Consider the following 24,993-nt stretch of genomic DNA (forward strand, 5'->3'; position numbering starts at 1 on the left):
CTGGCGGGCATGCGGGCGGCGCTGGATGCGTTGAACGACAGCGCTGCCCGTGAGGGCGATGCGGTGGCCTCGGATTTTCAGTTTCACCTGCAGATCGCGCTGTCGACCGGTAACCGCTACTTCACGGACATCATGACCCATCTGGGCACCAGCATTATTCCGCGTACCCGGCTCAATTCGGCGCGCCTGGCCCACGATGACCAGCAGCACTACATGACGCGCCTGAACCGCGAGCATGAAGAAATCTACGAAGCCATTGCCCGCCAGGACGCCGAAGCTGCGCGCGCGGCCATGCGCCTGCACCTGACCAACAGCCGTGAACGTCTGCGCCATGCCCATGAAGAGGCGCAAGCGCAACGGGGTTGAACTTCCCCTTGGCGAGACTTGATCTCGCCAGTTCTCCGACAACGTATCACTATCATTAAAAATATTTTCTAGTCCGCGATACTTCCTGAAACCCCTGTAGCCAAGGCTTTATCTGACTTTTAGTGATCAGGTAAAGCCTGCTTTTGCCCGCGATTTGAAGAAATGGGATTGACGATACTTTTTTAAGTTGTACGATGACGTACGACACAGCCAACCGCTGCCGTTTTTTTCATCACTACAAGCTCCCAGGGTGTTCGAATAATGAATCCACAAGAACTGAAGTCCATCCTCTCTTCCGGCCTGCTTTCCTTTCCGGTGACGGATTTTAATGCCCAAGGTGATTTTCACCGTGAGGGTTACATCAAGCGCCTGGAATGGCTGGCTCCGTATGGCGCCTCGGCCTTGTTCGCAGCAGGCGGCACCGGCGAGTTCTTCTCCCTGGCAGCCAGCGAATATTCGCAAGTGATCAAAACCGCTGTCGATACCTGCGCCAACAGCGTGCCGATTCTTGCCGGTGTAGGCGGTTCGACCCGTCAGGCGATCGAATACGCTCAAGAAGCCGAACGTCTGGGTGCCAAGGGTCTGTTGCTGCTGCCGCATTACCTGACTGAAGCCAGCCAGGACGGCGTAGCCGCTCACGTTGAAGCCGTGTGCAACTCGGTCAAGATCGGCGTGATTATCTACAACCGCAACGTCTGCCGTTTGACCGCGCCGCTGCTGGAGCGTCTGGCTGAGCGCTGCCCGAACCTGATCGGTTACAAGGACGGCCTGGGAGATATCGAATTGATGGTTTCGATCCGCCGTCGCCTTGGCGATCGTTTGAGCTACCTCGGTGGCCTGCCGACCGCAGAAGTTTATGCGGCCGCTTACAAGGCGCTGGGTGTTCCGGTTTACTCTTCGGCGGTGTTTAACTTCATCCCGAAAACCGCGATGGATTTCTACCACGCCGTTGCCCGTGAAGATCACGCCACCGTAGGCAAGATCATCGACGACTTCTTCCTGCCGTATCTGGACATCCGTAACCGCAAGGCAGGTTATGCCGTGAGCATCGTCAAAGCGGGTGCCACCATTTCCGGTTACAGCGCTGGCCCTGTGCGCACCCCGCTGACCGACCTGTTGCCAGAAGAATACGAAGCGCTGGCGGCCTTGATCGACAAGCAAGGTCCACAGTAAACAATTGCCCAAGGCCGCTGAGAAATCAGCGGCTTTTTGCGTTTAAGGAAGCCTACCGTGTCTGCTACCCAACGATTTGATAACTACATTGGCGGCCAATGGGTCGCCGGTGCCGATTATTCGGCCAACATCAATCCGTCCGATCTGGCGGATGTGATCGGCGAATATGCCAAGGCCGACCTGGCTCAGGTTCACGCCGCAATCGATGCGGCCCGTGACGCGTTCCCGGCCTGGTCGACCTCGGGCATTCAGGCGCGACACGATGCGCTGGATAAAGTCGGCAGCGAGATCCTTGCCCGTCGTGACGAACTCGGCACGCTACTGGCCCGGGAAGAAGGCAAGACCTTGCCTGAGGCCATCGGCGAGGTGACTCGTGCCGGCAACATCTTCAAGTTTTTTGCCGGTGAATGCTTGCGCCTGTCCGGGGATTACCTGCCGTCTGTACGTCCGGGCGTTCATGTTGAAGTCACCCGGGAAGCACTGGGTGTTGTCGGTTTGATCACACCGTGGAATTTCCCGATTGCCATCCCGGCGTGGAAGATCGCCCCGGCGCTGGCCTACGGTAACTGCGTGGTGCTCAAACCGGCCGATCTGGTGCCGGGTTGCGCCTGGGCACTGGCTGAAATCATTTCCCGTGCAGGCTTCCCGGCCGGTGTTTTCAACCTGGTGATGGGCAGCGGCCGTGTGGTGGGTGATGCATTGGTGCAGAGCCCGAAAATCGACGGCATCAGCTTCACCGGCTCGGTGGGCGTGGGTCGCCAGATTGCCGTCAGTTGTGTTTCCCGTCAGGCCAAAGTCCAGCTGGAAATGGGCGGTAAAAACCCGCAGATCATTCTCGATGATGCCGACCTCAAACAAGCGGTCGAGTTGTCGGTGCAGAGTGCGTTCTACTCCACGGGACAGCGTTGCACGGCCTCCAGCCGCTTTATCGTCACCGCCGGTATTCACGATCGGTTCGTCGCGGCCATGGCCGAGCGCATGCAGTCGATCAAGGTCGGTCACGCCTTGAGCGCCGGTACTGATATCGGGCCTGTGGTGTCCCGGGCTCAGCTTGAGCAGGATTTGAGCTACATCGACATCGGGCAATCCGAAGGCGCTCGCCTGGTCAGTGGCGGTGCCGTGGTGACGTGCGACACCGAGGGTTACTTCCTGGCGCCGACCCTGTTTGCCGACAGCGAGGCATCGATGCGCATCAGCCGGGAAGAAATTTTCGGCCCGGTGGCCAATATCGTACGCGTGGCAGATTACGATGCGGCACTGGCAATGGCCAATGACACCGAGTTCGGCCTGTCTGCGGGTATTGCCACCACATCGTTGAAATATGCCAACCACTTCAAGCGTCACTCCCAGGCCGGGATGGTCATGGTTAACCTGCCAACGGCGGGCGTGGATTACCACGTGCCATTTGGTGGGCGTAAAGGGTCCTCTTATGGATCCCGCGAGCAAGGTCGCTACGCGCAAGAGTTCTATACGGTCGTCAAAACGGCCTACGTCGGCTCATAACGCAACACCCTGCAGGCGCGAGCACGCTTGTGCCTGCAGGGAGCACGACAGTTTCACCCGCGCATAAAAATAATCAGTGGGAGTTGTTCACATGCAAGCGACCAAGCCAACGCACGTCCGCTACTTGATTTTGCTCATGCTTTTTCTGGTGACCACGATCAACTATGCCGACCGTGCCACCATCGCGATCGCAGGCTCCAGCCTGCAAAAAGACCTCGGCATCGACGCCGTTACCCTCGGTTATATCTTCTCTGCCTTTGGCTGGGCCTACGTGGCCGGACAAATCCCCGGCGGCTGGCTGCTCGATCGTTTCGGTTCGAAAAAAGTCTACGCCCTGAGTATCTTCACCTGGTCACTGTTCACCGTGTTGCAGGGCTATGTCGGTGAGTTCGGCATGTCGACGGCGGTGGTTGCGCTGTTCATGCTGCGCTTTTTGGTCGGCCTGGCCGAAGCGCCATCCTTCCCCGGTAACGCGCGCATTGTGGCGGCGTGGTTTCCGACGGCGGAGCGCGGTACGGCATCTGCGATCTTCAACTCGGCGCAATATTTCGCCACGGTACTGTTTGCCCCATTGATGGGCTGGATCGTCTACAGCTTTGGCTGGCAGCACGTGTTCATCGTCATGGGCATGATCGGCATTGTGTTCTCGCTGATCTGGCTGAAAGTTATCTACAGCCCGCGCCAGCATCCGATGATCAACGAGGCCGAGTTCAAGCACATTGCTGACAACGGCGGCATGGTCGACATGGACCAGGACAAAGGCCAGGGTAAGAAAGGCGACGGCCCGAAATGGGACTATATCCGTCAACTGCTCACCAACCGCATGATGCTGGGCGTGTACCTGGGGCAGTACTGCATCAACGGCATTACTTACTTCTTCCTGACCTGGTTCCCGGTGTACCTGGTGCAGGAGCGTGGCATGACCATCCTCAAAGCCGGTTTCATTGCCTCGCTGCCCGCCATCTGCGGGTTTATCGGAGGGGTGCTGGGGGGTGTGATTTCCGACTATCTGTTGCGCAAGGGCCACTCGCTGACCTTCGCCCGCAAGGCACCGATCATCGCCGGCCTATTGGTTTCCAGCAGTATCGTGGCCTGCAACTACGTGGACATCGAGTGGATGGTGGTCGGCTTTATGGCCCTGGCATTCTTCGGTAAAGGTGTGGGTGCGTTGGGCTGGGCGGTGGTGTCTGACACCTCGCCGAAACAAATCGCCGGCCTGAGTGGCGGCCTGTTCAACATGTTTGGCAACATCGCTTCGATCACCACCCCGATTGTCATCGGCTACATCATCAGCTCCACCGGATCGTTCAAATGGGCGCTGGTGTTTGTGGGATGCAACGCGCTGGTGGCGGTGTTCAGTTATCTGGTGATCGTCGGCCCGATCAAACGCGTGGTGCTCAAAGAGCCGCCCACCAACGGTCCGTCTGTTACCGAACTTTCACCTGCCCATACCTGAGGAGCGGCGCCATGACTTTGATTGAACATTCTGATTCGCCGCGCTCGATTCGGTTGCACCCGCTGGACAACGTTGCGGTGGTGGTCAATGACCAGGGCGTGCCGGCCGGGACCGAGTTGGCAGGCGGTCTGGTCACTGTGGATTTTGTACCGCAGAGCCATAAAGTCACGCTGGTCGACATTGCCGAGGGCGGCCAGGTGATTCGCTACGGGCAGACCATCGGTTATGCCTTGCAGGCGATCCCGCGTGGCAGTTGGGTCAACGAAGACCAACTGCGCATGCCGACCGCGCCGCCGCTGGACAGCCTACCGTTGTCCACCGATGTGCCGGCGCCGCCGGAGCCGCTGGAGGGCTACACCTTCGAGGGGTATCGCAATGCCGACGGCACGGTCGGTACACGCAACATCCTGGGTATCACCACCACCGTGCAGTGTGTGACCGGGGTGCTGGACCATGCGGTCAAGCGCATCAAGGATGAACTGCTGCCTCACTACCCACATGTCGATGATGTGGTGGCGTTGACCCACAGCTACGGCTGCGGCGTGGCGATCACCGCCACTGACGCCTACATCCCGATTCGCACGGTGCGCAATCTGGCCCGTAACCCGAACCTGGGAGGGGAAGCCCTGGTCATCGGGCTGGGCTGTGAGAAATTGCAGGCCGGGCAGGTGATGCACGAGAACGACAGCTCAGTGGATTTGAGCGAGCCGTGGTTGTACCGCCTGCAGGATTCCACCCAGGGCTTCACCGAGATGATCGAGCAGATCATGGCCCTGGCCGAAGTGCGTCTAAAGAAGCTCGATCAACGCCGGCGAGAAACCGTACCGGCGTCGGAACTGATTCTGGGCATGCAGTGCGGTGGCAGCGATGCGTTTTCCGGGATCACCGCCAACCCGGCGCTGGGGTATGCCTCGGACCTGCTGTTGCGGGCAGGGGCTACGGTGATGTTTTCTGAAGTCACCGAAGTGCGCGATGCGATTTACCTGCTGACGTCCCGGGCCGAAACCGAGGCAGTCGCCAAGGAACTGGTGCGGGAAATGGACTGGTACGATCGTTACCTGGCCAAGGGCGAAGCGGACCGCAGCGCCAATACGACGCCGGGCAACAAGAAAGGCGGCCTGTCGAACATTGTCGAAAAATCCCTGGGGTCGATCGTCAAATCCGGCAGCAGCGCGATCAATGGCGTACTGGGTCCAGGCGAACGCTTCACGCGCAAAGGGCTGATTTTTTGCGCGACACCGGCCAGCGACTTTGTTTGCGGCACGTTGCAATTGGCGGCCGGAATGAACCTGCACGTGTTCACCACGGGGCGGGGCACGCCTTACGGCCTGGCGATGGCCCCGGTGGTCAAGGTTTCGACCCGCACCGAGCTGGCCCAGCGCTGGCCGGACCTGATCGACATCGATGCCGGACGAATCGCTACCGGGCGAGCTTCAATCGAAGACCTCGGCTGGGAGCTGTTCCACTACTACCTGGACGTCGCCAGCGGCAAAAAGCACACGTGGGCTGAGCAGCACAAATTGCACAACGACATTACCCTGTTCAACCCGGCGCCGATCACCTGACCCTTGTAGATACGCGGTTGCCGGTCAAGTACCGCAGCCTTCGTACCTCCACCCGGCCTGCCGAAAGGGGTGGGCGAGACCGGAAGACCGGACGCGGCCTCGCTTCGCTCGACTGCTGCTACGGGTTTGGGGGGATTCTGTAGCCGCTGCCGCAGGCTGCGACAAGGGCCGAAGGGCCTTGGCTTTCATGAGACGCAGCCGCAGCGGCCACCACGCGGCCGATCACCAGAATGGCCGGGCTTTTCAGCTGGAAAGCCTCGGCATCGCTGTCCATCGCGGCCAGATGGCTGCGGCATTCACGCTGGTGGGGCAGTGAGGCATTTTCGATCATGGCAACCGGCATATCGCTCGGCATACCGCCTGCCATCAACTGCTCGCGAATCTCATTCAGTTTGGCCACCCCCATGTACACCACCAGCGTGGTGCCGCTCTGTGCCAGCGCTTGCCAGTTCACGTGGCTGTCATCCTGAGTGTGTGCCGTCACCAGTGTCACGCCTCGGGCAACGCCGCGCAGGGTCAGGGGGATATCGCATTGGGTCGCGCCTGCCAGCCCGGCGGTAATGCCGTTCACCAACTCTACGACAACACCGCGCTCGCGCAGCCACTGCGCCTCTTCACCGCCACGGCCGAAAATGCACGGATCGCCGCCCTTGAGACGCACCACGCATTTGCCATGCCGGGCGTAACGCAGCATCAGGCGATGAATGAATGCCTGGGGCGTTGAGCGACATCCGCCGCGCTTGCCGACCCGAATGATTCGCGCATCGGGGCAATGCTCCAGCACGGCGGCATTGACCAGGTCGTCAATCATCACCACATCCGCTTCCTTCAGGGCCCGCACAGCCTTGAGGGTCAACAGTTCCGGATCACCAGGGCCTGCGCCCACCAGCCAGACTTTTGCACTCATTGTGTTTTCCTCACGCGATGACGGCGACCGGCTGCGGTTTGGCAGCCAGCAAGCGTTTGATTTCCGGAACGCAGGAGCCGCATTGCGTCCCGCAGCCCAAGGTGTGTTTTAACGCCTGCAAGTCCATGCCTTGGCCGATAGCGGCGCACACGGCGCCCTGGCTGACGTTCTTGCAGTTGCACAGGATGTTGTTGCCGCCGGTCAGGGTCTTGCCGTTGCCCGGTGGCGCGCTCAGCGGCGCCAGTAGCCAGCGGCGCAATTGCTCATCGACACGTCCTTCCAGCCACAGGTTGTGCAGCCAGTGCCGGGCCAGGGTTTCGCCGGCAAGTCGAATCGCAGTGATGCGGCCGTCTTCGAGACGCACCCGTTTGCCAATCGAGCGCCGTGGATCGTCATAGGCCAGCACCGGCCCGTGGCTAAGCCCCAGGCATTGGTCAATATCACGCAAGAGTTGCGCATCCGGAGGGCTGGCATGGGCTGCGCGGATCAGCAGCGCGGGCCGTTCACGACCGGTAAGGCTGAGGCTGACGTAAGAAAAACCTTCACACAGATGTCGCAACGTCTCGAAGTTCTGTTGAACATTGCCTTCGATTAGTGCGAACAAATGCCAGGGCAAATTCACCGGTTCCAGGCAGACACCGCTGTGTTTGAGTTCGGGTTGTTTCGATAGCGGATCGAAGGCCGGCAAGGTCAGGCTGTTCACGCCCCCCTTGAGAAAACGGTCGCCCCAGTGCATGGGCAAGAATGCCTGTCCCGGCCGCACGCTGTCGTCGCTGCTGACTGGAAGGATGATGGCGCCACGCCGACTTTTGAGGCGGATCAAGTCGCCCGACCGCAAGCGGTGGCGGCGCAGTTCATCCGGGTGCAAGGTCAGCACGGCTTCGCTGACATGGCCGAACAGTTGCGCGGCGGTGCCGGTGCGGCTCATGCCATGCCATTGGTCGCGCAGGCGGCCAGTGATCAGGGTTAGCGGAAAGTGTGCATCGCGTTGTTCTTTGGCGGCGCGGTAAGGGTCGGCAACAAAGTTCGCCCGGCCGCTGGCCGTAGGGAATACGCCGTCCAGGTACAGGCGCGCCGTGCCTTCGCGGGCACCGGCCGGGAAGGGCCATTGTTGCGGGCCGATGCGATCTAGCAGGGCATGACTGATGCCGGACAAGTCCAGATCACGGCCGCGGGTCAGGTGTTTGTATTCATCGAACACTTGGGCGGCGGTTTCAAACGCAAACAGGCTGCTCTGGCCTGGGCGCAGATGTTTTTCCAGGCGTTGTGCGAAATCAACCGTGATCGCCCAGTCGGAACGCGCTTCTCCCGGCGCGGCAATGGCCTTGCGGACGTGTGAAATACGCCGCTCTGAATTGGTCACCGTGCCGTCTTTTTCGCCCCAGCTGGCGGCGGGCAACAGCAAGTCGGCGAAGGCGGCGGTTTCGGTGGTGTGAAAGGCCTCTTGCAACACCACGAACGGGCAGGCCTGCAGCGCAGCGCGCACGGCGATCTGATCGGGCAAGGATTGCGCCGGATTGGTACAGGCAATCCATACCGCCTTGACCTTGCCGCTGGCCATCTGCTCAAACAGCTCGATGGCGGTGAGGCCGGTATTGTCCGGGAGTTGCTCAACGCCCCAGTAGGCCGCGACCTCTGCCCGATGCTCGGCATTGCCCGCCTCGCGGTGCCCGGGCAACAAATTGGAAAGGCTGCCGGTTTCCCGCCCACCCATGGCGTTGGGCTGGCCGGTGAGCGAGAACGGTCCGGCGCCTGGACGGCCGATCTGCCCGGTGGCCAAGTGCAGATTGATCAGCGCGCTGTTTTTCGCACTGCCGGCGGTGGACTGGTTCAACCCCATGCACCACAGCGAGAGAAAACTGCGCGAGGTGCCGATCCACTCGGCGCACTGCTGCAATTGCTCGACGCTGATGCCGCACAGTTGCGACACCCTCGACGGGGTGTAATCGCGCACCCGTTGTTTCAGTTCGGGCAAGCCCTGGGTGTGAGCCTGGATAAAGTCCCGGTCAATCCAGTCTTCCCTTAGCAGCAGGTGCAAAATCCCGTGAAACAAGGCCACATCTGTGCCGGGAAGAATCGCCAGGTGCAGGTCAGCCAAATCGCAGGTATCGGTACGGCGTGGGTCGATCACGATGACTTTCATTTGGGGACGACGGGCTTTGGCTTCTTCCAGTCGACGAAACAGAACGGGGTGGGCGTAGGCCATGTTGCTGCCGACGATCATCACGCAATCGCTCAGTTCCAGATCCTCATAGCTGCAAGGTGGCGCATCGGCCCCCAGGCTGCGCTTATAGCCGACCACGGCCGAAGACATGCACAGCCGCGAATTGCTGTCGATGTTATTGGTGCCAATCACGGCCCGGGCCAACTTGTTGAAGGCGTAGTAGTCCTCGGTCAGCAATTGCCCGGAAATATAGAACGCCACGCTATCGGGCCCGTGTTCAGCGATGGTCCGGGCAAATACGCTGGCGGCGTGATCAAGGGCGCTGTCCCAGTCTGTTCGGCCACGCGCCAGGTTTTTGCTCAGGCGCAGTTGTGGATACAGCGCACGGGCATGCCGGTCGCCGGTCAGGTGCAGCGTGGAGCCCTTGCTGCAGAGTTTGCCGAAGTTGGCCGGATGCGACGGATCGCCTTTGACGCCGAGAATGCGCTCGCCGTCATGCTCGATCAGCACGCCGCAGCCGACCCCGCAATAGCAACAGGTGGAAGCCGTGATCTGGCGGTTCATCAGCTTGCATCCCGCAGAGCCAGCAGCACTCGGCCCGGATGGTTCACAGGGATGGCTTCGACTTCACTCTGAGCTTGAGGGCCCGCGTCATCCATGATGTTTTCACCAAACATCAGGTGATCGCGGATTTCACCAATGGTGTGGTGCTCACGGATCTGGCGGAAGTACCAACCGCCGTCGACCGTGTCGCCATACAGGCAGGCGCCGACCAGAACGTCGTCTTTGATCACCAGCTTTTTGTAGATCCCGCCAATCGGGTCCGAAAGGGTGATGGTTTCGGTGCCTTCGCCCCCCATAAAGTCGCCGGCGGAGAACAGGTCGATCCCGGTGACTTTCAATTTGGTCGAGGTCACTGAGCCTTGATAGCGCGCGAAGCCCAGTTGTGCGAGGTGGTTGGCGCAGACTTTGGCTTGCTCGAACAGCGGGGCAACCAGGCCGTAGGCGATGCCGCGGTGGCTGGCGCATTCACCGATGGCGTAGATGCGCGGGTCATAGGTTTGCAGGGTGTCGTTGACCAGAATCCCGCGGCTGCAAGGCAGGCCGGAGCGTTCCGCCAGTTCGGTGTTGGGGCGGATGCCGGCCGCCATAACAACCAGGTCCGCGGGGATGATGTCGCCGTTCTTGAATTGCACTGAGCCGACCCGGCCATTGCCGGCGTCATGCAGGGCCTGGGTTTGTTCGCTCAGACGAAAATGCAAGCCGCGGGCTTCGAGTGCAGTTTGCAGCAACTGGCCACTGGTGTTGTCCAGTTGCCGCTCCAGCAGCCACTCACCATTGTGCACCACGGTCACGTGCATACCGCGCAGCATCAGGCCGTTGGCGGCTTCCAGACCGAGCAGCCCGCCACCGATGACCACGGCATGCTGATGGGTCCTGGCGATGTCGATCATGGTCTGGGTGTCGGCAATGTCGCGATAGCCGATCACGCCCTCCAGCGTGTTGCCCGGGATCGGCAGCATGAACGGGGTCGAACCGGTGGCAATCAACAGGCGATCGTATTCGGCCTCTGTGCCGTCCTCGGCAATCACCCGGCGTTTCACCCGGTCGATGTGCACCACCTTGCGGTTGAGCAGCAGCGTGATGTTGTTTCCCCGGTACCACTCCAGATCGTTGAGCACGATCTCTTCAAAGGTGTGTTCACCGGCCAGAACAGGCGAGAGCAGGATGCGGTTGTAGTTGGCGTGAGGTTCGGCACCGAAGACCGTGATGTCGTACAGCTCGTTGCTCAGTTTGAGCAATTCTTCCAGGGTACGAACCCCGGCCATGCCGTTACCGATCATCACCAGTTTTAGTTTTTTCATCAGGTCCTCCGGGGCTCGGGCCTGCCTCATCAGAGCATTCAGGCCTTGCTCGACAAATATGCGCAAACAAAAAAAGGCATCCCGCCAGTTACCTGGCGAGGACACCTTTGTCCTTGTCCCGTTCTCTCGGGAAACCCGTCCTTCGTCGTTGAGGGCCGGGTTTTATGATTGATGAATCAGCTAATGCAGTGGTTGTGCCAAGTTGGCAGAAGCCCGTGTTTACAGGAAGGAGGGACTTTTTGAGGTGAGATGCAGTGCACTGATTAAACGCGCAGCGCCCGTTATTGGGGCGGCGCAGCGGCCAGGGATGAGTGAGCGCTTTTTCATGCGTGAAGCAGCCAATACAGCAGCGTCAGGTTGATCAGCAACGAAACCAGCGCCACCGTGCGCCAGACCTTCAGCGGCTCGCGCTCCAGCAAGGGCCTGGGGCGTATGTTCAGGCTCTGGCGTTCTCCCTGTTCCAGTTGCAGCAGCCATTCTTCGGCGGTTTCAAAGCGCTGGGCCGGGTCTGCTGCAACGCCGCGCTCCAGGCCATGGGCAATCCACTCCGGCAGGTCGGGTCGATAGCGGCTGGCGCTGACCGGCACGCCAAAGCGGGGACGCTGGAAGGCTTCGATTTCACCGTAGGGATAATGCCCGGTCAGCAGGAAATACAAGGTTACCCCCACGGCGTACACGTCTTGTTGAGGGGTAGGCTTTTCGCCGCGAAAGGCTTCCGGGGCGATAAAACTGGGGGTGCCGGGCAGAAGCGAGGGTTGATCTTCAGACAGCCCCGGGCACCAGGCGAGGCCAAAATCCAGCAGGCGCAACTCGCCGTCGTCACCCAACAGCAGGTTTTGCGGCTTGATGTCGCGGTGCAGGATTTGCCGCCGATGCATCAGGCCCACCGCCCGCAGCAGGCGTTCGGCCAGGTCCAGCCATTGCACCAGCGGCAGCGGCCCGCCCTTGGTGTGCAGGTCTTCCAGCGTAGCGCCGCTGTATTCACGCATCACGTAGTACAAATGCTGGCGCTGACTGGCGGCATGCACCTCCGGAAAATGCCGCCCGGCCATGCGCTTGAGAAACCACTCTTCCGAGAGCAACGCTTGCCCGGCCTGGTGATGATCGTGCAAATGGGCCGGGAGGGTTTTCAGCAGCCAGGGCTGTTGTTGCCCATCGCGTACCCGATAAAGCAGCGATTGCTGACTTTGGCCCAGCAGGCGTTCAACCTGCCAGCCTTCGAAGGGCTGCCCCGGTTTAAGGGGCGGTGGCAGCGGCCATTGCTGCAGCTGGATCAGCGCATCGCCGATGCTGGTCTCGCCCAGGGTGTCGACCCGTACCAGCAGCGCGCTGGCATTGTCCTGGCTCCCGGCCAGGTGCGCGGCGGTGACCAGCGTCTGTGCCGCGCTCTGAAGATCGGGCTGGTCGCGCACAATGGCCGCGATGGCCGTATCGCCCAACACCGCCCATACGCCATCGCTGAGCAGCACAAAGGTTTCGCCCTGGCGCAACTCACCGTCGAGAAAATCCAGCACCACATGCTGGTCGAGCCCCAGCGCCCGCTTAAGCACATGCTGCATGCCCGGTTGTTCCCAGACGTGATCTTCGCTCACCCGCTGCAAAGCATCGGCCTGCCAGCGATAGACCCGGCAGTCGCCGACATGGGCAAGGGTAAAGCGCCTGCCGCGCAGGACCAGCGCACTGACCGTGGTCAGCAGCGGTTGCCCGCCGCCGTTGGCCTGTAACCAGCGATTCTGCGCGAGCAGCAAGCGCTCCAGGGCCTGCGCGACGCTCCAGGTTTCTGGCGTGGCGTAGTAGTCCAGTGCCAGGGCCTGCAAGGTCGAGCGCGCTGCCAGACCACCATCGGCGCATTGGCTCACGCCATCGGCGATAGCGAACAGATACCCTTTGCTGGCTGCCAGCGCGGGGACCGGCGTGACACCGCGCAACGCATCCTGATTCTCGTCGCGAGGGCCCGTGGCGCTGGCCTGGGCAAAGCTCAGTTGCAGGCTCATGGCGTGCTCACACCCGGGCGGCGGTCACGGCGGCCGAACCCCAGGTGGTTCTCCAGCGGCGCTTGACCCCGTGCAGGCCAAACCACGCCAGGACGCCGAGGCTGGCAAACAGCCACAAGGCCAGCTGATAGCTGCCGGTGCTTTGTTTGATCGCGCCCATGCCCGCCGCGAGGGCAAAGCCGCCGATACCGCCGGCCATACCGATCAAACCGGTCATGACGCCAATTTCACGTCGAAAGCGCTGCGGTACCAGTTGGAACACGGCACCGTTGCCTGCGCCCAGACCGAGCATAGTGCAGACGAACAGGGCCAGTGCTGCGTAAGAGCTGGGCAAGTTGAAACCGACCGCTGCGATGCTGATGGTGGCCACGGTGTACATGCCGAGCAAGGTCCGGATTCCGCCGAAACGATCGGCCAGTGCTCCGCCCAAAGGTCGCATCAGACTGCCGCCAAACACACAGGCGGCGGTGTAGTAGCCGGCGGTCACCGGGCTCAAGCCGTATTGGTCGTTGAAGTAGCCGGGCAGGGCGCTGGCCAGGCCGATAAAGCCACCGAAGGTCACGCTGTAGAAGAACATGAACCACCAACTGTCGCGGTCGCCCAGGGCTTTGAAGTAATCAGCCATGGATTTGGCTTTGGGCCGCTCGGGTGCATTTTTCGCCAGAAAGGCGAACACGCCAATGCACAGAATCAGCGGGATCAGGGCAAAGCCGAACACGTTGCTCCAGCCATACATCGCGGCCAGCACCGGGGCCAGCAGGGCGGCGAACACCGTGCCGGAGTTACCGGCTCCCGCGATGCCCATCGCTTTGCCTTGATGCTGCGGCGGATACCATTGCGAGGCCAGCGGCAACGCCACTGCAAACGACGCACCGGCCATCCCCAGGAACAGGCCCAGCAACAACGCGTGTTCGTAGGTGTGAATCCCGACCTTCCAGGCCACGAACAGCGCGCAGATAACGATGCTCTGGCCGATCAGCCCGGCGGTTTTCGGGGACAGGCGATCAGCCAGCAGGCCCATGACCAGACGCAGTATGGCCCCGGCCAGAATCGGCGTGGCCACCACCAGCCCGCGTTGCTGAGTAGTCAGGTGCAGATCGGCAGCGATCTGCACGCCCAGCGGGCCCAGTAGATACCAGACCATAAAACTCAGGTCGAAATAGAGGAAGGCCGCGAACAACGTCGGGGTATGGCCGGATTTCCAGAAGCTTGAATTCATCGCGCACCTCAGCTGTAAAAATCTCGAGAAGGAGTCATGAGCTTGCGATGGAGCGCCGTGACGGCCGCGCCACCGGCCCCGGGCAAGGGGGCCAAAACGAAAAAACGCCGCTGCCTGATCCGCGAGGTGCGAATGAGGTGGGCGACGTCTTTGTCGTGGGTGGGGCAACCGCCGTTGGTTACCGGTGACGATTACTTAGCGAGAACTGTGCCAACAGGTGAATAACCCAGGTTCATGGAAACGCGGTAGAGACGCGCTTGCCAGTCAAGTTGCGCAGCCCTCGGACGCCGCCGCGCTCTGCGGGTCAGCGGTAACGGCCTCAGCCAAGCAACTCGCTCATGGCGATGATCTGTTCGGCGACCTGAATCAGCTTTTGCTGGCGGCTCATGGCCTGGCGTCGCATCAAGGTGTAAGCCTCTTCTTCGTTACAGCTCTTCATTTTCATCAACATGCCTTTGGCCAGTTCAATGCGCTTGCGCTCGGCCAGTTGCAGGTCGCGGGCGTGCAGTTGTGCCCTCAGGTCCTGGTCGCTTTCAAAGCGCGCCATGGCCACATCGAGGATCGGCTGCAGGCGTTGTGCATGAATCCCTTCGACGATGTAGGCGCTGACCCCGGACTTGATTGCCTGGCGCATCACGTCGGGATCATGTTCGTCGGTGAACATGACGATCGGCCGCGGCTGGTCGCGTGACACCAGCACCACTTGCTCCATCACATCACGGCCCGGTGACTCGGTATCGATCAGGATCACGTCCGGGCGCACCGTTTCGACGCGTGCGGGCAGGTCGATGATCAGCCCGGATTCGTCGATGACCTCAAAGCCGGCTTCAACCAGCGCGGCTTTGAGGCGCCCGACTTTCCTGGCGGTGTCGTTGATCAGCAGGATACGCAACATGTTTGCAGGCTCCTGTCAGTGGCTGGCCACGAGCGGCACGTTGTCGCTCATGGCGTGCAACGCGAAACTACGGGCATAAGCGGCCGGGTCAGTGCCGTCCCAGATCTTGCCGTCGATCAACTGGCTGCTGCGCATGTCGTGTGTGCCGATGTTGACCCCGACGGCGCTTGCGGCGTCGCGGTAGAGCGCCAGTTGCTGGACCTGCCGGGCAACGCCGAGGTAGTCCGGGTCTTCGCGCAGCAAGCCCCAGCGCCGGAACTGGGTCATGAACCACATGCCATCGGACACGTACGGCAGATTGACCGCGCCGTCGCCATGAAAGCGCAGGGCATGCGGGTCCTGCCACTGATGACCCAGGCCGTCCGTGTAATTGCCGAGCAAACGCGGTTCGATGCAATCGAGCGGCGCATTCAGGTACTCGGGAGCCGTGAGCAATTGCGCGGTGCTGCGTCGGTTTTCGCGGCTTTGCTCGATGAAGCGGCTGGCCTCCAGAATCGCCATCACCAGCACCCGGGCGGTATTGGGGTATTGCTCTACGAAGGCGCGGGTGCAGCCGAGGACTTTTTCCGGGTGGTCTGGCCACAACGCCTGGGACGTGGCCAAGGTAAAGCCCAGGTTGTGTTTCACCGCACTCGCGGCCCACGGTTCGCCGACGCAGAAACCGTCAATTCGCCCGGCGTGCAGGTGCGCCACCATGTGTTGCGGCGGGACCACCACACTGTCGACATCTTGCAACGGATGAATGCCCTGGCTGGCCAGCCAGTAATACAGCCACATGGCGTGGGTGCCCGTGGGGAATGTCTGGGCAAAGGTCAGTTTTGGGCGAGTTTGGTGCACATGCCGTTCCAGTGCCTCAGGACAGGTCACGCCGCAGGCTTGCAAACCGTGGGAGAGGTTGATGCTTTGGCCGTTTTGATTCAGCCCCATCAACACCGCCATGTCAGTGGCGGCCACACCGCCAATCCCCAGGTGCACGGCATAGATCAGACCGTAGAGGCTATGGGCGGCATCGAGCTGGCCGCTGACCAGATTGTCCCGCAGGCTGGCCCAGGATGACTGGCGCTTGAGGTTAAGGGTCAGGCCGAAGGGCTGGGCGAACCCTTGAGTGGCCGCCACCACCACTGACGCGCAGTCGCTGAGGGCCATAAAACCGAGATTGATGGCGGATTTTTCCGGGGCATCGCTGCCGTTGACCCAGGCCAGGGGCCCTGCGCAGGGTTCGTTCATGTGGGCTGCACCTTCGATTAAAACGTACTGCCACGGTGCAAGGCACATGCCACCCGTTAGCCAATCGAATCGTTCGACGGTGAACGTGTTCACACGGGTTAAAAGTTATGAGCTTACAACTGAAAATTAATAACGATTTATTCAGCTAAGTCAGAGCTTAGTTCTATCAGGCTGCTCATATATCTTTATGTTAAATAGTGATTGGTAGCCCATGCTTTTATGCCTTTATGATCTGTCCACAACAACTCGTGAAGCAGGAGTGGGGCAATGACTATTCAAGTAAAACCCGTGGCGGGTCGAATTGGTGCACAACTTGAAGGCGTAAAACTGGGCGGGGATATCAGTGCCGAAACGTTCGAACTTATTAACCAGGCGCTGTTAAAACATAAAGTTCTGTTCTTTCGTAATCAGCATCTGGATGACGCCGAACATGAAGCGTTCTCCCGGCGCTTTGGCGACCAGGTGCCCCATCCGACGGTACGTTCGGCCGAGCAGAGCGCCGCGATCCTGCATCTGGACGCCAAGGAAACACGTGCCAACTCCTGGCACACCGATGTGACCTTTGTGGCCAACTACCCGAAGATTTCCATCTTGCGCGGAGTGGTCATTCCTCCTTATGGCGGCGATACCGTATGGGCCAATACGGCCTCGGCGTATGCCGACTTGCCTGAGCCGCTACAACAACTGGCCGACCGTTTGCGCGCTTTGCATACCAATGTTTATGACTATGCAGCCCCGCGCAATACCGATGAGTCGGGACTCAAACGTTATCGCGAGCAATTCACCGCGCAAGTGTATGAAACCGAACATCCTTTAGTTCGGGTACACCCGGAGTCGGGCGAAAAAAGTTTGTTGCTGGGGCACTTTGTCAAAGAAATTCAGGGTGTCAGCCACAACGACTCAAAACAACTGATCCGTCTGTTCCACGACCGTATTACCCATGTGGACAACACCGTGCGCTGGCGCTGGCAGGAAGGTGACGTGGTGATCTGGGACAACCGCGCCACTCAGCACATTGCAATCAACGATTACGGCGATGCCCAGCGCATCGTGCGCCGCACCACCATTGACGGCGATGTGCCTGTCGGCGTGGACGGTCGCCGGAGCCAGGCGCTCAAGCCGAGCCCGGACACCCGCTCGCCGAAAACCGAAGCTGACAAAAAACACCTCGCGGCCTGACAGCCCGACTCTCATTGCACCCAGGAAGACGTGTATATGGCCTCATTCAAAAGTAATCCCCTGTTTCGCAAAGGCCGTATCGCCGCTGTGCTGATGGCGGTTCTGGCAACGCCTTTGGCCCAGGCCGATGTCTTGCGCATCGGTGTCGCGACGGCTGGCGGCGGTGATCCGGTCACGTTCAGCGGCTCGTCGCTGGGCATCGTGCGTAACCAGCAGCTCCTGGAAAAAGCCTTCGCCGGGAGTGGAACCGAGGTGCAATGGTTTTTCTTCAAGGGGGCTGGCCCGGCGGTGAACGAAGCGTTGTCCAATCAGCAACTTGATTTCGCTTACCAGGGCGATTTGCCCGCAGTGGTCGGGCGCTCCAATGGCCTGGATACCAAATTGCTGGCGGCATTGGGCGTGCGCGCCAACCTTTACCTGGCAGTGCCCAAGGGCTCCGGGATCAAGAGCATCGATGACCTGAAAGGCAAAAAAGTTGCGGTCTTTCGTGGCACCAACGGCCATTTGGTCTCGATCAACCTGCTGGCGGAACACGGCCTGACCGAACGCGATATCAAGGTGATCAACCTCGATACCGGCAGCACCCAGGCCGCCCTGGTTTCCAATGGCGTGGATGCCGCCTTCGGCGGTCGTGAACTGTTCAAGCTGCGGGATAAAGGCCTGATCGACATCGTTTACGACAACCCCACTCAAGATGTGCGCTACACCCGCCAGACAGCCTTGGTGGTGCGCGGGGCTTATGAAAAAGAACACCCGGCCAACGTACAAAAGGTCGTCGACACGCTGGTGGATGCGGCGAAATGGACGTCGGAAGACAGCCATCTTGAGGCGGTACTCACTGAGTGGGCCAAGAGCAATGAACCGGTGGACTCTCTGCGTGCCGACCTGGCCGGGGTCAGTCTGCGGGACAAGGCTTCGCCTCTGATCGATAACTTCCTGCAGAGCCGCTATCAAGCGGTGGCAGAGCAGGCCAAGAAAGAAAAACTCATTCGCCGCCCCGTCAGTATCGATGGCTGGTTCGAGCCCGGCTATTTGCAGACTGCGCTCAAAGCCAAGGGACTTGAGGGCTACTGGATGGCCTATGGCCCGGATGGGAAGCAGCCGGCGGGCGATGCGCTCACCGCTGCAACCGGTAAGTAACGGCCTGATCCAGCTGGGGCGCGACTGTTTTTTGTAGCAACAAGAGGGATAAGTACATGGCCAGGGCACAGACTGTTACATCAGAACCGTACGCGGTGCCGGCGTTATCCAGAGACAACGTCAAGCGCTTGCCTCCGGCACCGACTCGCCCGGTTCGCACAGTCGAAGTAACGCGTACGACAGCCTGGACCACGACGCTCGGCGACCACGCTTTGCCCTGGCTGCTGCCGCTGCTCTTGCTGGGGCTGTGGTACATCGGGGTTGAACACGGCTGGCTGTCAGAGCAGGTGCTGCCGCCTCCGGCTTACGTTTACCAGACCCTGTCGGACCTGATCACCTCCGGCGACCTTTGGTTGAATGCGTCCGCCAGCCTGCTGCGGGTGGTGGTCGGGTTCGCCTTGGGCGCTTGTGTCGGCGTGGCGCTGGGGCTGGCGATGGGGCTGTCGAAAACCGTCGAAGATTATTTGCTGCCCACGTTCAACGCCTTGGTGCAGATCCCGGTACTGGGCTGGCTACCGTTTGCCCTGCTGCTGTTCGGTATCGGTGAGCCGCTTAAGTATGTGCTGATTGCCAAGGCGGCTACGGTGCCGATCACGCTGTGCACCTTGCAGGCATTTCATCAGGCGCCCAAAGGGCTGCTGGAAGCTGGCCGGGCTTACGGTTTCAGCCGCTGGCAAAGCGTTCTTTTCATTGTCTTGCCGTCAGCCGTTCCGACCTTGTTCACCGGCTTGCGCCTGGGCTTTACCAAAGCCTGGCTGTCGCTGGTGGTGGTTGAGCTGGTGGCTTCGAGCGAGGGCCTGGGCTACTTGATTGTCTATGGTCGGCAACTGTTTCAGCTGGATCTGGTGATGGCGGCCGTGGTGGTGGTCGGTGTGATCGGGCTGTTGATCGACCGCTCGTTCGATTACCTGGAGCGGCGCTTGAATCGCGGTCGTCCGACTGCTGCGGGGCGACTGTCATGAGCACAACGTTTGCTGTCAGTGGCGCAAGCCGTCGCTATCGCGGTTGGGTCTTGCCCCTCGCGGCCATCGCCGTGTGGTGGCTGGCCTCGAACCAGGGCTGGAGCCAGTCGGGCCTGCTGGTTTCTCCGGAAAAAGTCGCCGCCACGGCCTGGGAGCAACTGTCATCGGGCAAGTTCTGGCGGGCCATCAGCGCAAGCCTGGCGCGTAACCTCAGCGGCTTTTTTATTGGCACTGCGCTGGGCCTGGGGCTCGGGTGCCTGTTGGGTTTGTCGCGGGTGTTCGAGCGCCTGGTCGGGCCGAGCTTCAATACGTTCAAGCAGATTTCGCTGTTCGCCTGGATCCCGCTGATTTCGGTGTGGTTTGGCCTCGGGGATGTGGCCAAGGTGGTGTTCCTGTCGCTGGCGGCGCTGGTGCCTGTGGTGGTGAACACCTGCGACGGATTGCGCAATGTTCCGCCCAGCCTGCTGGAAGTGGCGCGGGTGTACCGCTTCACCCGCTGGCAAACTATTGTCGGGGTCATGCTGCCCGCGGCCTTGCCGTCGATCTTCACCGGGCTGTACCTGGCGCTGGTCTACTCCTGGCTGGCGACCATCGGCGCGGAATACCTGCTGGTATCGGGGGAGGGGATCGGCAACACGCTGATTGATGGCAGTGAGCATTTCATGATGGACCTGGTGTTGTTCGGCATGGTGGTGATCGGCCTGGTGGGCTGGAGCCTCAATGCACTGGCACGGGTATTTGAGCGACGGATGCAGCGCCTGTATGGCATCGCGCCTCGTTGACTGGCACTTACAAAAGGATCGCAACATGCTCAATAACGGCCTGACCCTGGAGCACATCAGCAAGCGCTTTGCTTCCCGCCCGGGTAGCTCGACTCACTTGCACGTGCTCGACAATATCCAGCTCAACATAGCCCCCGGCGAATTCATCAGCATCGTCGGCGCCAGTGGCTGCGGTAAATCCACGTTGCTGCGGCTGATTCTGGGCCTGGACGAGGAATACGACGGACGCATCCTGCTGGATGGCAAACCCATCGAAGGCACTGGCCTGGAGCGCGGCATCGTGTTCCAGGACCACCGGCTGTTCCCCTGGCTCAACGTTGAACAGAACGTTGCGGTAGCACTGAAGAACGCCCCGCTGAGCCCCAAGGCGAAGCGCGATACCGTGCGCGAACATATCGAGCTGGTCGGCCTGCAAGACTTTATCGATGCCTACCCGCATCAAATCTCCGGCGGCATGGCGCAACGCGTGGCCATCGCCCGTGGCCTGGTCAATCGCCCGCGGGTGCTATTGCTCGATGAACCCCTCGGCGCCCTGGATGCCTTGACCCGTGTGCGGCTGCAGGGCGAGCTGCAAAACATCTGGGCCAAGGAAAAAATCACCATGATCCTGGTCACCCACGATGTGGATGAAGCGGTGTTCCTGGGCGATCGCGTGGTGGTCATGCAGCCCAACCCCGGTCGCATCCGGCGGATCCTCGACATCGATCTGCCACGCCCGCGCAACCGCAGTGACAGCCGTTTTATCGCCCTGCGCGACGATGTACTGAGTGACTTTGCCGAGTTGCACTGAACCCCTGCGCCGTAAAATCAGAGTACGAATAATGTCCGAACGTCAGCTCAGCCTTAACCTTTTTATTTACCCCAATGGCCATCACGAAGCCGCCTGGCGCCACCCGCAGTCGGTGCCGGAATTTTCCATGGACATTGGCTATTACCAGCAACTGGCGTTGCGCGCCGAACGTGAAAAGCTCGATGCGATTTTTTTCGCTGACTCGCCATCATTGTCCGAGAGCGGCCGTGAAGGCGTGCGTATCCGTTTTGAGCCCATCACCTGGCTGGCGGCAATTGCGGCAGTTACCCAGCGCATCGGCCTGATCGCCACGGCCAGTACGACCTACAGCGAACCTTACAATCTGGCGCGCTCGTTCAGTGCCCTGGATCACCTGAGCAAGGGCCGCGCCGGCTGGAATATCGTGACCACTTCCATGGCGGCCGCAGCGGCCAATTTCGGCCTCGACGAACACCCGTCAGCGCATGACCGCTACGCCCAGGCCGAAGAGTTCGTGCAAGTGGCCTCAGACCTGTGGGACAGCTGGGAGGACGATGCGCTGGTGCTGGACAAGGCGGGCGGGGTGTTTGCCGACAGTGACAAGGTGCATTCGATCAACCACATAGGCACACACTACAAAGTCAAAGGGCCCTTCAACTCGCCGCGCTCGCCACAGGGCCGGCCGGTGCAGGTTCAGGCCGGGTCCTCCGAAGACGGCCGTGATTTCGCCTCTCGCCATGCCGAAGCGATTTTTACCGCGCACCAGACCCTGCAAAGCGCGACCGAGTTTGCCAACGATATTCGCGCCCGGGCGCAAGCGGTGGGACGCGACCCGCGCCAGCTGAAAATCCTCCCGGGGATTAGTCCGTACATCGCCAGCACCGAAGCCGAAGCCCGGCGCAAGTTCGATGAGCTCAACGAACTGGTGCTGCCTCACATTTCGCTGGGCCAACTGCGGCGCATGCTCGGTGTCGACCTGTCCGGGCATGATCTGGACGGGCCTTTTCCACGACACCTGATCAACTTCGACAGCGCCGAAAGCCAGTCCAGCCGCTTCAAGTTGATCATCGACATTGTCGACCGCGAGCAGCCGACGTTGCGCCAGTTGATCAACCGTCTTGCCGGTGCCCGCGGGCATTGGGTGCCTGTGGGGACACCGGTGCAGATCGCCGACCTGATCGAACAGTGGTTCCGCAGTGGCGCCGCCGATGGCTTTAACGTAATGCCGCCTGCGTTCCCCGAGGGCTTTGAGGTGTTCCTGGATGAAGTGCTGCCAATCCTGCGCCAACGCGGCCTGTTTCGAACCGAATACGCGGGCAGCACATTGCGCGAGCATTACGGCCTGAGCCGCCCGGCCTCGCGCTTTGCCCTGAAAACCGCCTGAGCCGATTGGCTGTACCTGGAGCTACGCCATCCGCTCATGCGCGGGGCTGGTCACCAGGTACGCGACAGCCTCGCTGTCCAGCGGGTTGCGGTAGGCGTGAGGCTGCTCTGCGCGGAACAGGATTGAATCGCCGACCTGCAGCACAAAATGCTCCTCGTTGATGTTGAGCTCCAGGCTGCCCTGGGCAACGACCAAATGTTTTTGCACGCACGGGTCGTGACCCGGGGCATGGGCTTCGGCGTGGGGGCTCAGGCGCAGTTCGAAAAACGCAACCAGCGGCTCGCCTTGTTCCGGGTGCAAGGCGCGGTGGACAACGGTGCCCGCGGCGTTGAAGTCACGTTTGCTGTGTTGCGCAGGCAGCAGGAGCACGCCATGACCTTCGCTCGGGACGAGCAACTCGGCGATCGACACCTTGAGGACGCTGGCGACCTTGCACAGCACCTTGATCGAAGGCTGGCTGCGGCCCGACTCTATTTGCGCAATCAGCGCCCGTCTGACACCACTGGCCTGTGCCAGCGCGTCCACTGACAGCTGGCGTCTGTCACGCAGGCGTCGCAGGTTCTGACTGATGCGTTCGGCAATCGGGTCGTCGTTCTGTTGTTCACGTTTGGGCAGGCTGAAAGGGACGCTGCCGCTGCTGTCGAGAAAACCGGTAGGAATGTTCATGGGCACGAACCTGCGGCAAGGGTGAATGCAGGTGGAAATTCAGGGCCATGAGGATGACGGCGCATGATGATTCCTTTTCATGGGATCAGAAAAAGTCTTGAGCTTACCGTTGGTTTTTTAGATCCATAAATAATTAATTCTGACTTTTATATTCTTTTAGTGAATAACTAACCGGGCGAAAAAACCGCACTATCGTTATGCTCCGCGCAAGGTTGACCGCCCCAATCCTGCTGACTACTGTTGGCACCACTGGATTTCAGGACGCAACGCAGGGAGTCATCATGAGCGACATTCCGTACCGCAATCTGGGCCGCAACGGTGTGAAGATTTCGCCGATCACCCTGGGCACCATGATGTTCGGCGGGCAGACCCCGGACGACGTCGCCCGGCGCATCACGGACAGTGCCTTCGAGCAGGGCATCAACGCTATCGACACCGCGAACAACTACAACGGTGGCGCTTCGGAAGAGGTGGTCGGCCGCCTGATTGCCGAGCGTCGCCAGCGCTGGGTCCTGGCCACCAAGTTCGGCAACCCCGACCCGAGTGGCGGTGGACCGAACAACACCGGCGCCTCACGCCAGAACGTCATTCAGTCGGTCAACGCCAGCCTCAAACGTCTGAACACGGATTACATCGACCTGTTCTACCTGCACCGTGAAGATCACGTCACGCCGGTAGACGAGACACTGCGCGCCCTCGATGACTTGATTCGAGCCGGCAAGATCCTTGGCTACGGGCTGTCCAACCATCGCGGCTGGAAGCTCGCCGAGTTCAGCCGTTCTGCTGACCTGCTGGGCATCCAGCGCCCCAGCGTCAGCCAGCCGCTGTACAACCTGGCCAACCGCCAGATCGAAGTCGAGCACCTTCCGGCTGCTGAGCACTACGGCATCGGCGTCATCTCCTACAGCCCGTTGGCACGGGGTGTACTCACCGGTAAATACGACCCGAACCAGCCACCGGGCCAGGACACCCGTGCCGGTCGAAATGACCCGCGATTGCAAGAAACAGAATGGCGCCCGGAGTCCCTCAACCTGGCGCGGCGCATACGCGAGCATGCCGAGCAGCGAGGCATCACCGCCGGTCAATTCGCCCTGGCCTGGGTACTCAACAACCGGCTGATCACCTCGGCCATCGCCGGCCCGCGTACCGAGGCGCAATGGGAAGACTACGTACCCGCCTTGAACTATGCATTCACTGCCCAGGATGAAGCATTCATCAATGACCTGGTCGTGACCGGACACTCCACGACACCCGGCTATAACGACCCGAGCCACCCTTTCTTCGGTCGACAATCGCGGGTGTGATCCAGGCGCTGATCATCCGCGTTACCCATGACAGGTACAAAAAAGACGTCCCCGGACGTCTTTTTTGTGTTCGGTTAGTTTGAGTTGTTCATTTAAGTTTTTGATTTTAGTCATCAACTTAAATGAGTGGCCCATGGAAAGGCTGTAGCAAGACTCAATATCATCTCTGCCGTCACTCAATATTAATAAAGTTATTGATAGGTATTCAGCCCGATTGAGCCTATGTGTGTTCTGCCTCAGGAACAGGGCAAGTACGGGGTAGGGTTGGGCGGGCAATGAAGTCTGCCCCCTTTGTACGGGCCGCCCCTTGTCTTGACTGGGGGGGATATGCCGCCTAGATTTTAGTTTCCGATATGACGTTATAAATAACTACCCTATTGAATAACAAGACGTGTTCTCAGTTGGAACAGGTTCTGGTTCAGTTTTTTTTGGCTGAGGGGTGTGATGCTTACTTGTCTTGCTCAGAGAGTAGA

Annotated in this window: 19 protein-coding genes and 1 pseudogene; 12 read left to right on the forward strand and 8 right to left on the reverse strand. The window is 60.4% G+C overall.

Annotated features, from left to right (window positions below; translation table 11 throughout):
• The 5 genes from AWM69_RS18230 to garD form a co-directional block, all read left to right on the forward strand.
• The coding region (locus tag AWM69_RS18230; RefSeq protein ID WP_218727845.1) for a FadR/GntR family transcriptional regulator at positions 1-366 on the forward strand (366 nt) is incomplete at its 5' end.
• Positions 367-627: 261 nt separating this feature from the next.
• On the forward strand, positions 628-1,539 hold the full coding sequence (gene kdgD / locus AWM69_RS18235) for a 5-dehydro-4-deoxyglucarate dehydratase (RefSeq protein WP_048383523.1): 912 nt from the start codon (positions 628-630) through the stop codon (positions 1,537-1,539).
• Positions 1,540-1,596: 57 nt separating this feature from the next.
• Positions 1,597-3,042: an aldehyde dehydrogenase family protein gene (locus AWM69_RS18240; RefSeq protein ID WP_131654926.1), complete on the forward strand. Its 1,446-nt coding sequence runs from the start codon at positions 1,597-1,599 to the stop codon at positions 3,040-3,042.
• Positions 3,043-3,133: 91 nt separating this feature from the next.
• Positions 3,134-4,498, forward strand: a complete 1,365-nt coding sequence (locus AWM69_RS18245) for an MFS transporter (protein ID WP_131654927.1) — start codon at positions 3,134-3,136, stop codon at positions 4,496-4,498.
• An 11-nt stretch (positions 4,499-4,509) separates the two neighbouring features.
• On the forward strand, positions 4,510-6,063 hold the full coding sequence (garD, locus tag AWM69_RS18250) for a galactarate dehydratase (RefSeq protein WP_218727846.1): 1,554 nt from the start codon (positions 4,510-4,512) through the stop codon (positions 6,061-6,063).
• Between the two features lie 118 nt (positions 6,064-6,181).
• On the opposite strand, the gene cobA is transcribed toward garD, so the two are convergent.
• The 7 genes and pseudogenes from cobA to AWM69_RS18285 form a co-directional block, all read right to left on the reverse strand.
• Positions 6,182-6,970, reverse strand: coding sequence for a uroporphyrinogen-III C-methyltransferase (gene cobA, locus AWM69_RS18255; protein ID WP_256930422.1), 789 nt, complete (start codon positions 6,968-6,970; stop codon positions 6,182-6,184).
• 10 nt (positions 6,971-6,980) lie between these two features.
• Positions 6,981-9,698: a nitrate reductase gene (locus AWM69_RS18260; RefSeq protein WP_218727848.1), complete on the reverse strand. Its 2,718-nt coding sequence runs from the start codon at positions 9,696-9,698 to the stop codon at positions 6,981-6,983.
• 47 nt (positions 9,699-9,745) lie between these two features.
• Positions 9,746-10,999 (reverse strand): annotated as a pseudogene (locus AWM69_RS18265) (NAD(P)/FAD-dependent oxidoreductase); the annotation flags it as partial.
• 323 nt (positions 11,000-11,322) lie between these two features.
• Entirely contained in the window at positions 11,323-12,993 is a 1,671-nt protein-coding gene (locus AWM69_RS18270) for a bifunctional protein-serine/threonine kinase/phosphatase (RefSeq protein WP_218727850.1), read from the reverse strand.
• A 7-nt stretch (positions 12,994-13,000) separates the two neighbouring features.
• Positions 13,001-14,212, reverse strand: a complete 1,212-nt coding sequence (locus tag AWM69_RS18275) for a NarK/NasA family nitrate transporter (RefSeq protein ID WP_218727851.1) — start codon at positions 14,210-14,212, stop codon at positions 13,001-13,003.
• 319 nt (positions 14,213-14,531) lie between these two features.
• Positions 14,532-15,107, reverse strand: a complete 576-nt coding sequence (locus tag AWM69_RS18280; RefSeq protein ID WP_218727853.1) for an ANTAR domain-containing response regulator — start codon at positions 15,105-15,107, stop codon at positions 14,532-14,534.
• 15 nt (positions 15,108-15,122) lie between these two features.
• On the reverse strand, positions 15,123-16,334 hold the full coding sequence (locus AWM69_RS18285) for a CmpA/NrtA family ABC transporter substrate-binding protein (protein WP_218727855.1): 1,212 nt from the start codon (positions 16,332-16,334) through the stop codon (positions 15,123-15,125).
• A gap of 267 nt (positions 16,335-16,601) precedes the next feature.
• Between AWM69_RS18285 and AWM69_RS18290 the strand changes: the two genes are divergently transcribed.
• From AWM69_RS18290 to AWM69_RS18315, 6 genes are read left to right on the forward strand one after another with little or no spacing between them, the layout of a single operon-like run.
• Complete coding sequence (locus tag AWM69_RS18290; RefSeq protein WP_131654932.1) at positions 16,602-17,513, forward strand: TauD/TfdA family dioxygenase; 912 nt, start codon at positions 16,602-16,604, stop codon at positions 17,511-17,513.
• Positions 17,514-17,549: 36 nt separating this feature from the next.
• Positions 17,550-18,653, forward strand: coding sequence for an ABC transporter substrate-binding protein (locus tag AWM69_RS18295; RefSeq protein WP_218727856.1), 1,104 nt, complete (start codon positions 17,550-17,552; stop codon positions 18,651-18,653).
• A 56-nt stretch (positions 18,654-18,709) separates the two neighbouring features.
• Entirely contained in the window at positions 18,710-19,615 is a 906-nt protein-coding gene (locus AWM69_RS18300) for an ABC transporter permease (RefSeq protein ID WP_218727858.1), read from the forward strand.
• The gene (locus tag AWM69_RS18305) at positions 19,612-20,397 is read left to right on the forward strand and encodes an ABC transporter permease (protein WP_218727859.1); all 786 of its coding nucleotides are present in this window, start codon (positions 19,612-19,614) and stop codon (positions 20,395-20,397) included. The genes AWM69_RS18300 and AWM69_RS18305 overlap by 4 nt, the downstream gene beginning before the upstream one ends.
• A gap of 25 nt (positions 20,398-20,422) precedes the next feature.
• Positions 20,423-21,187, forward strand: coding sequence for an ABC transporter ATP-binding protein (locus tag AWM69_RS18310; RefSeq protein WP_048383769.1), 765 nt, complete (start codon positions 20,423-20,425; stop codon positions 21,185-21,187).
• 31 nt (positions 21,188-21,218) lie between these two features.
• On the forward strand, positions 21,219-22,550 hold the full coding sequence (locus AWM69_RS18315) for an LLM class flavin-dependent oxidoreductase (RefSeq protein ID WP_218727861.1): 1,332 nt from the start codon (positions 21,219-21,221) through the stop codon (positions 22,548-22,550).
• Between the two features lie 21 nt (positions 22,551-22,571).
• On the opposite strand, the gene AWM69_RS18320 is transcribed toward AWM69_RS18315, so the two are convergent.
• A complete protein-coding gene (locus tag AWM69_RS18320) occupies positions 22,572-23,216 on the reverse strand; it encodes a helix-turn-helix domain-containing protein (RefSeq protein ID WP_218727863.1) in 645 nt (214 codons plus the stop codon).
• A gap of 281 nt (positions 23,217-23,497) precedes the next feature.
• On the opposite strand from AWM69_RS18320, the gene AWM69_RS18325 reads away from it, so the two are divergent.
• Positions 23,498-24,520 (forward strand): aldo/keto reductase, encoded by a 1,023-nt coding sequence (locus tag AWM69_RS18325; protein ID WP_218727864.1) that lies wholly within the window; start codon positions 23,498-23,500, stop codon positions 24,518-24,520.
• Positions 24,521-24,993 lie beyond the last annotated feature (473 nt).

This window comes from Pseudomonas sp. D1HM (assembly GCF_019266105.1).
In the GTDB taxonomy this organism is placed as follows: domain Bacteria; phylum Pseudomonadota; class Gammaproteobacteria; order Pseudomonadales; family Pseudomonadaceae; genus Aquipseudomonas; species Aquipseudomonas taetrolens.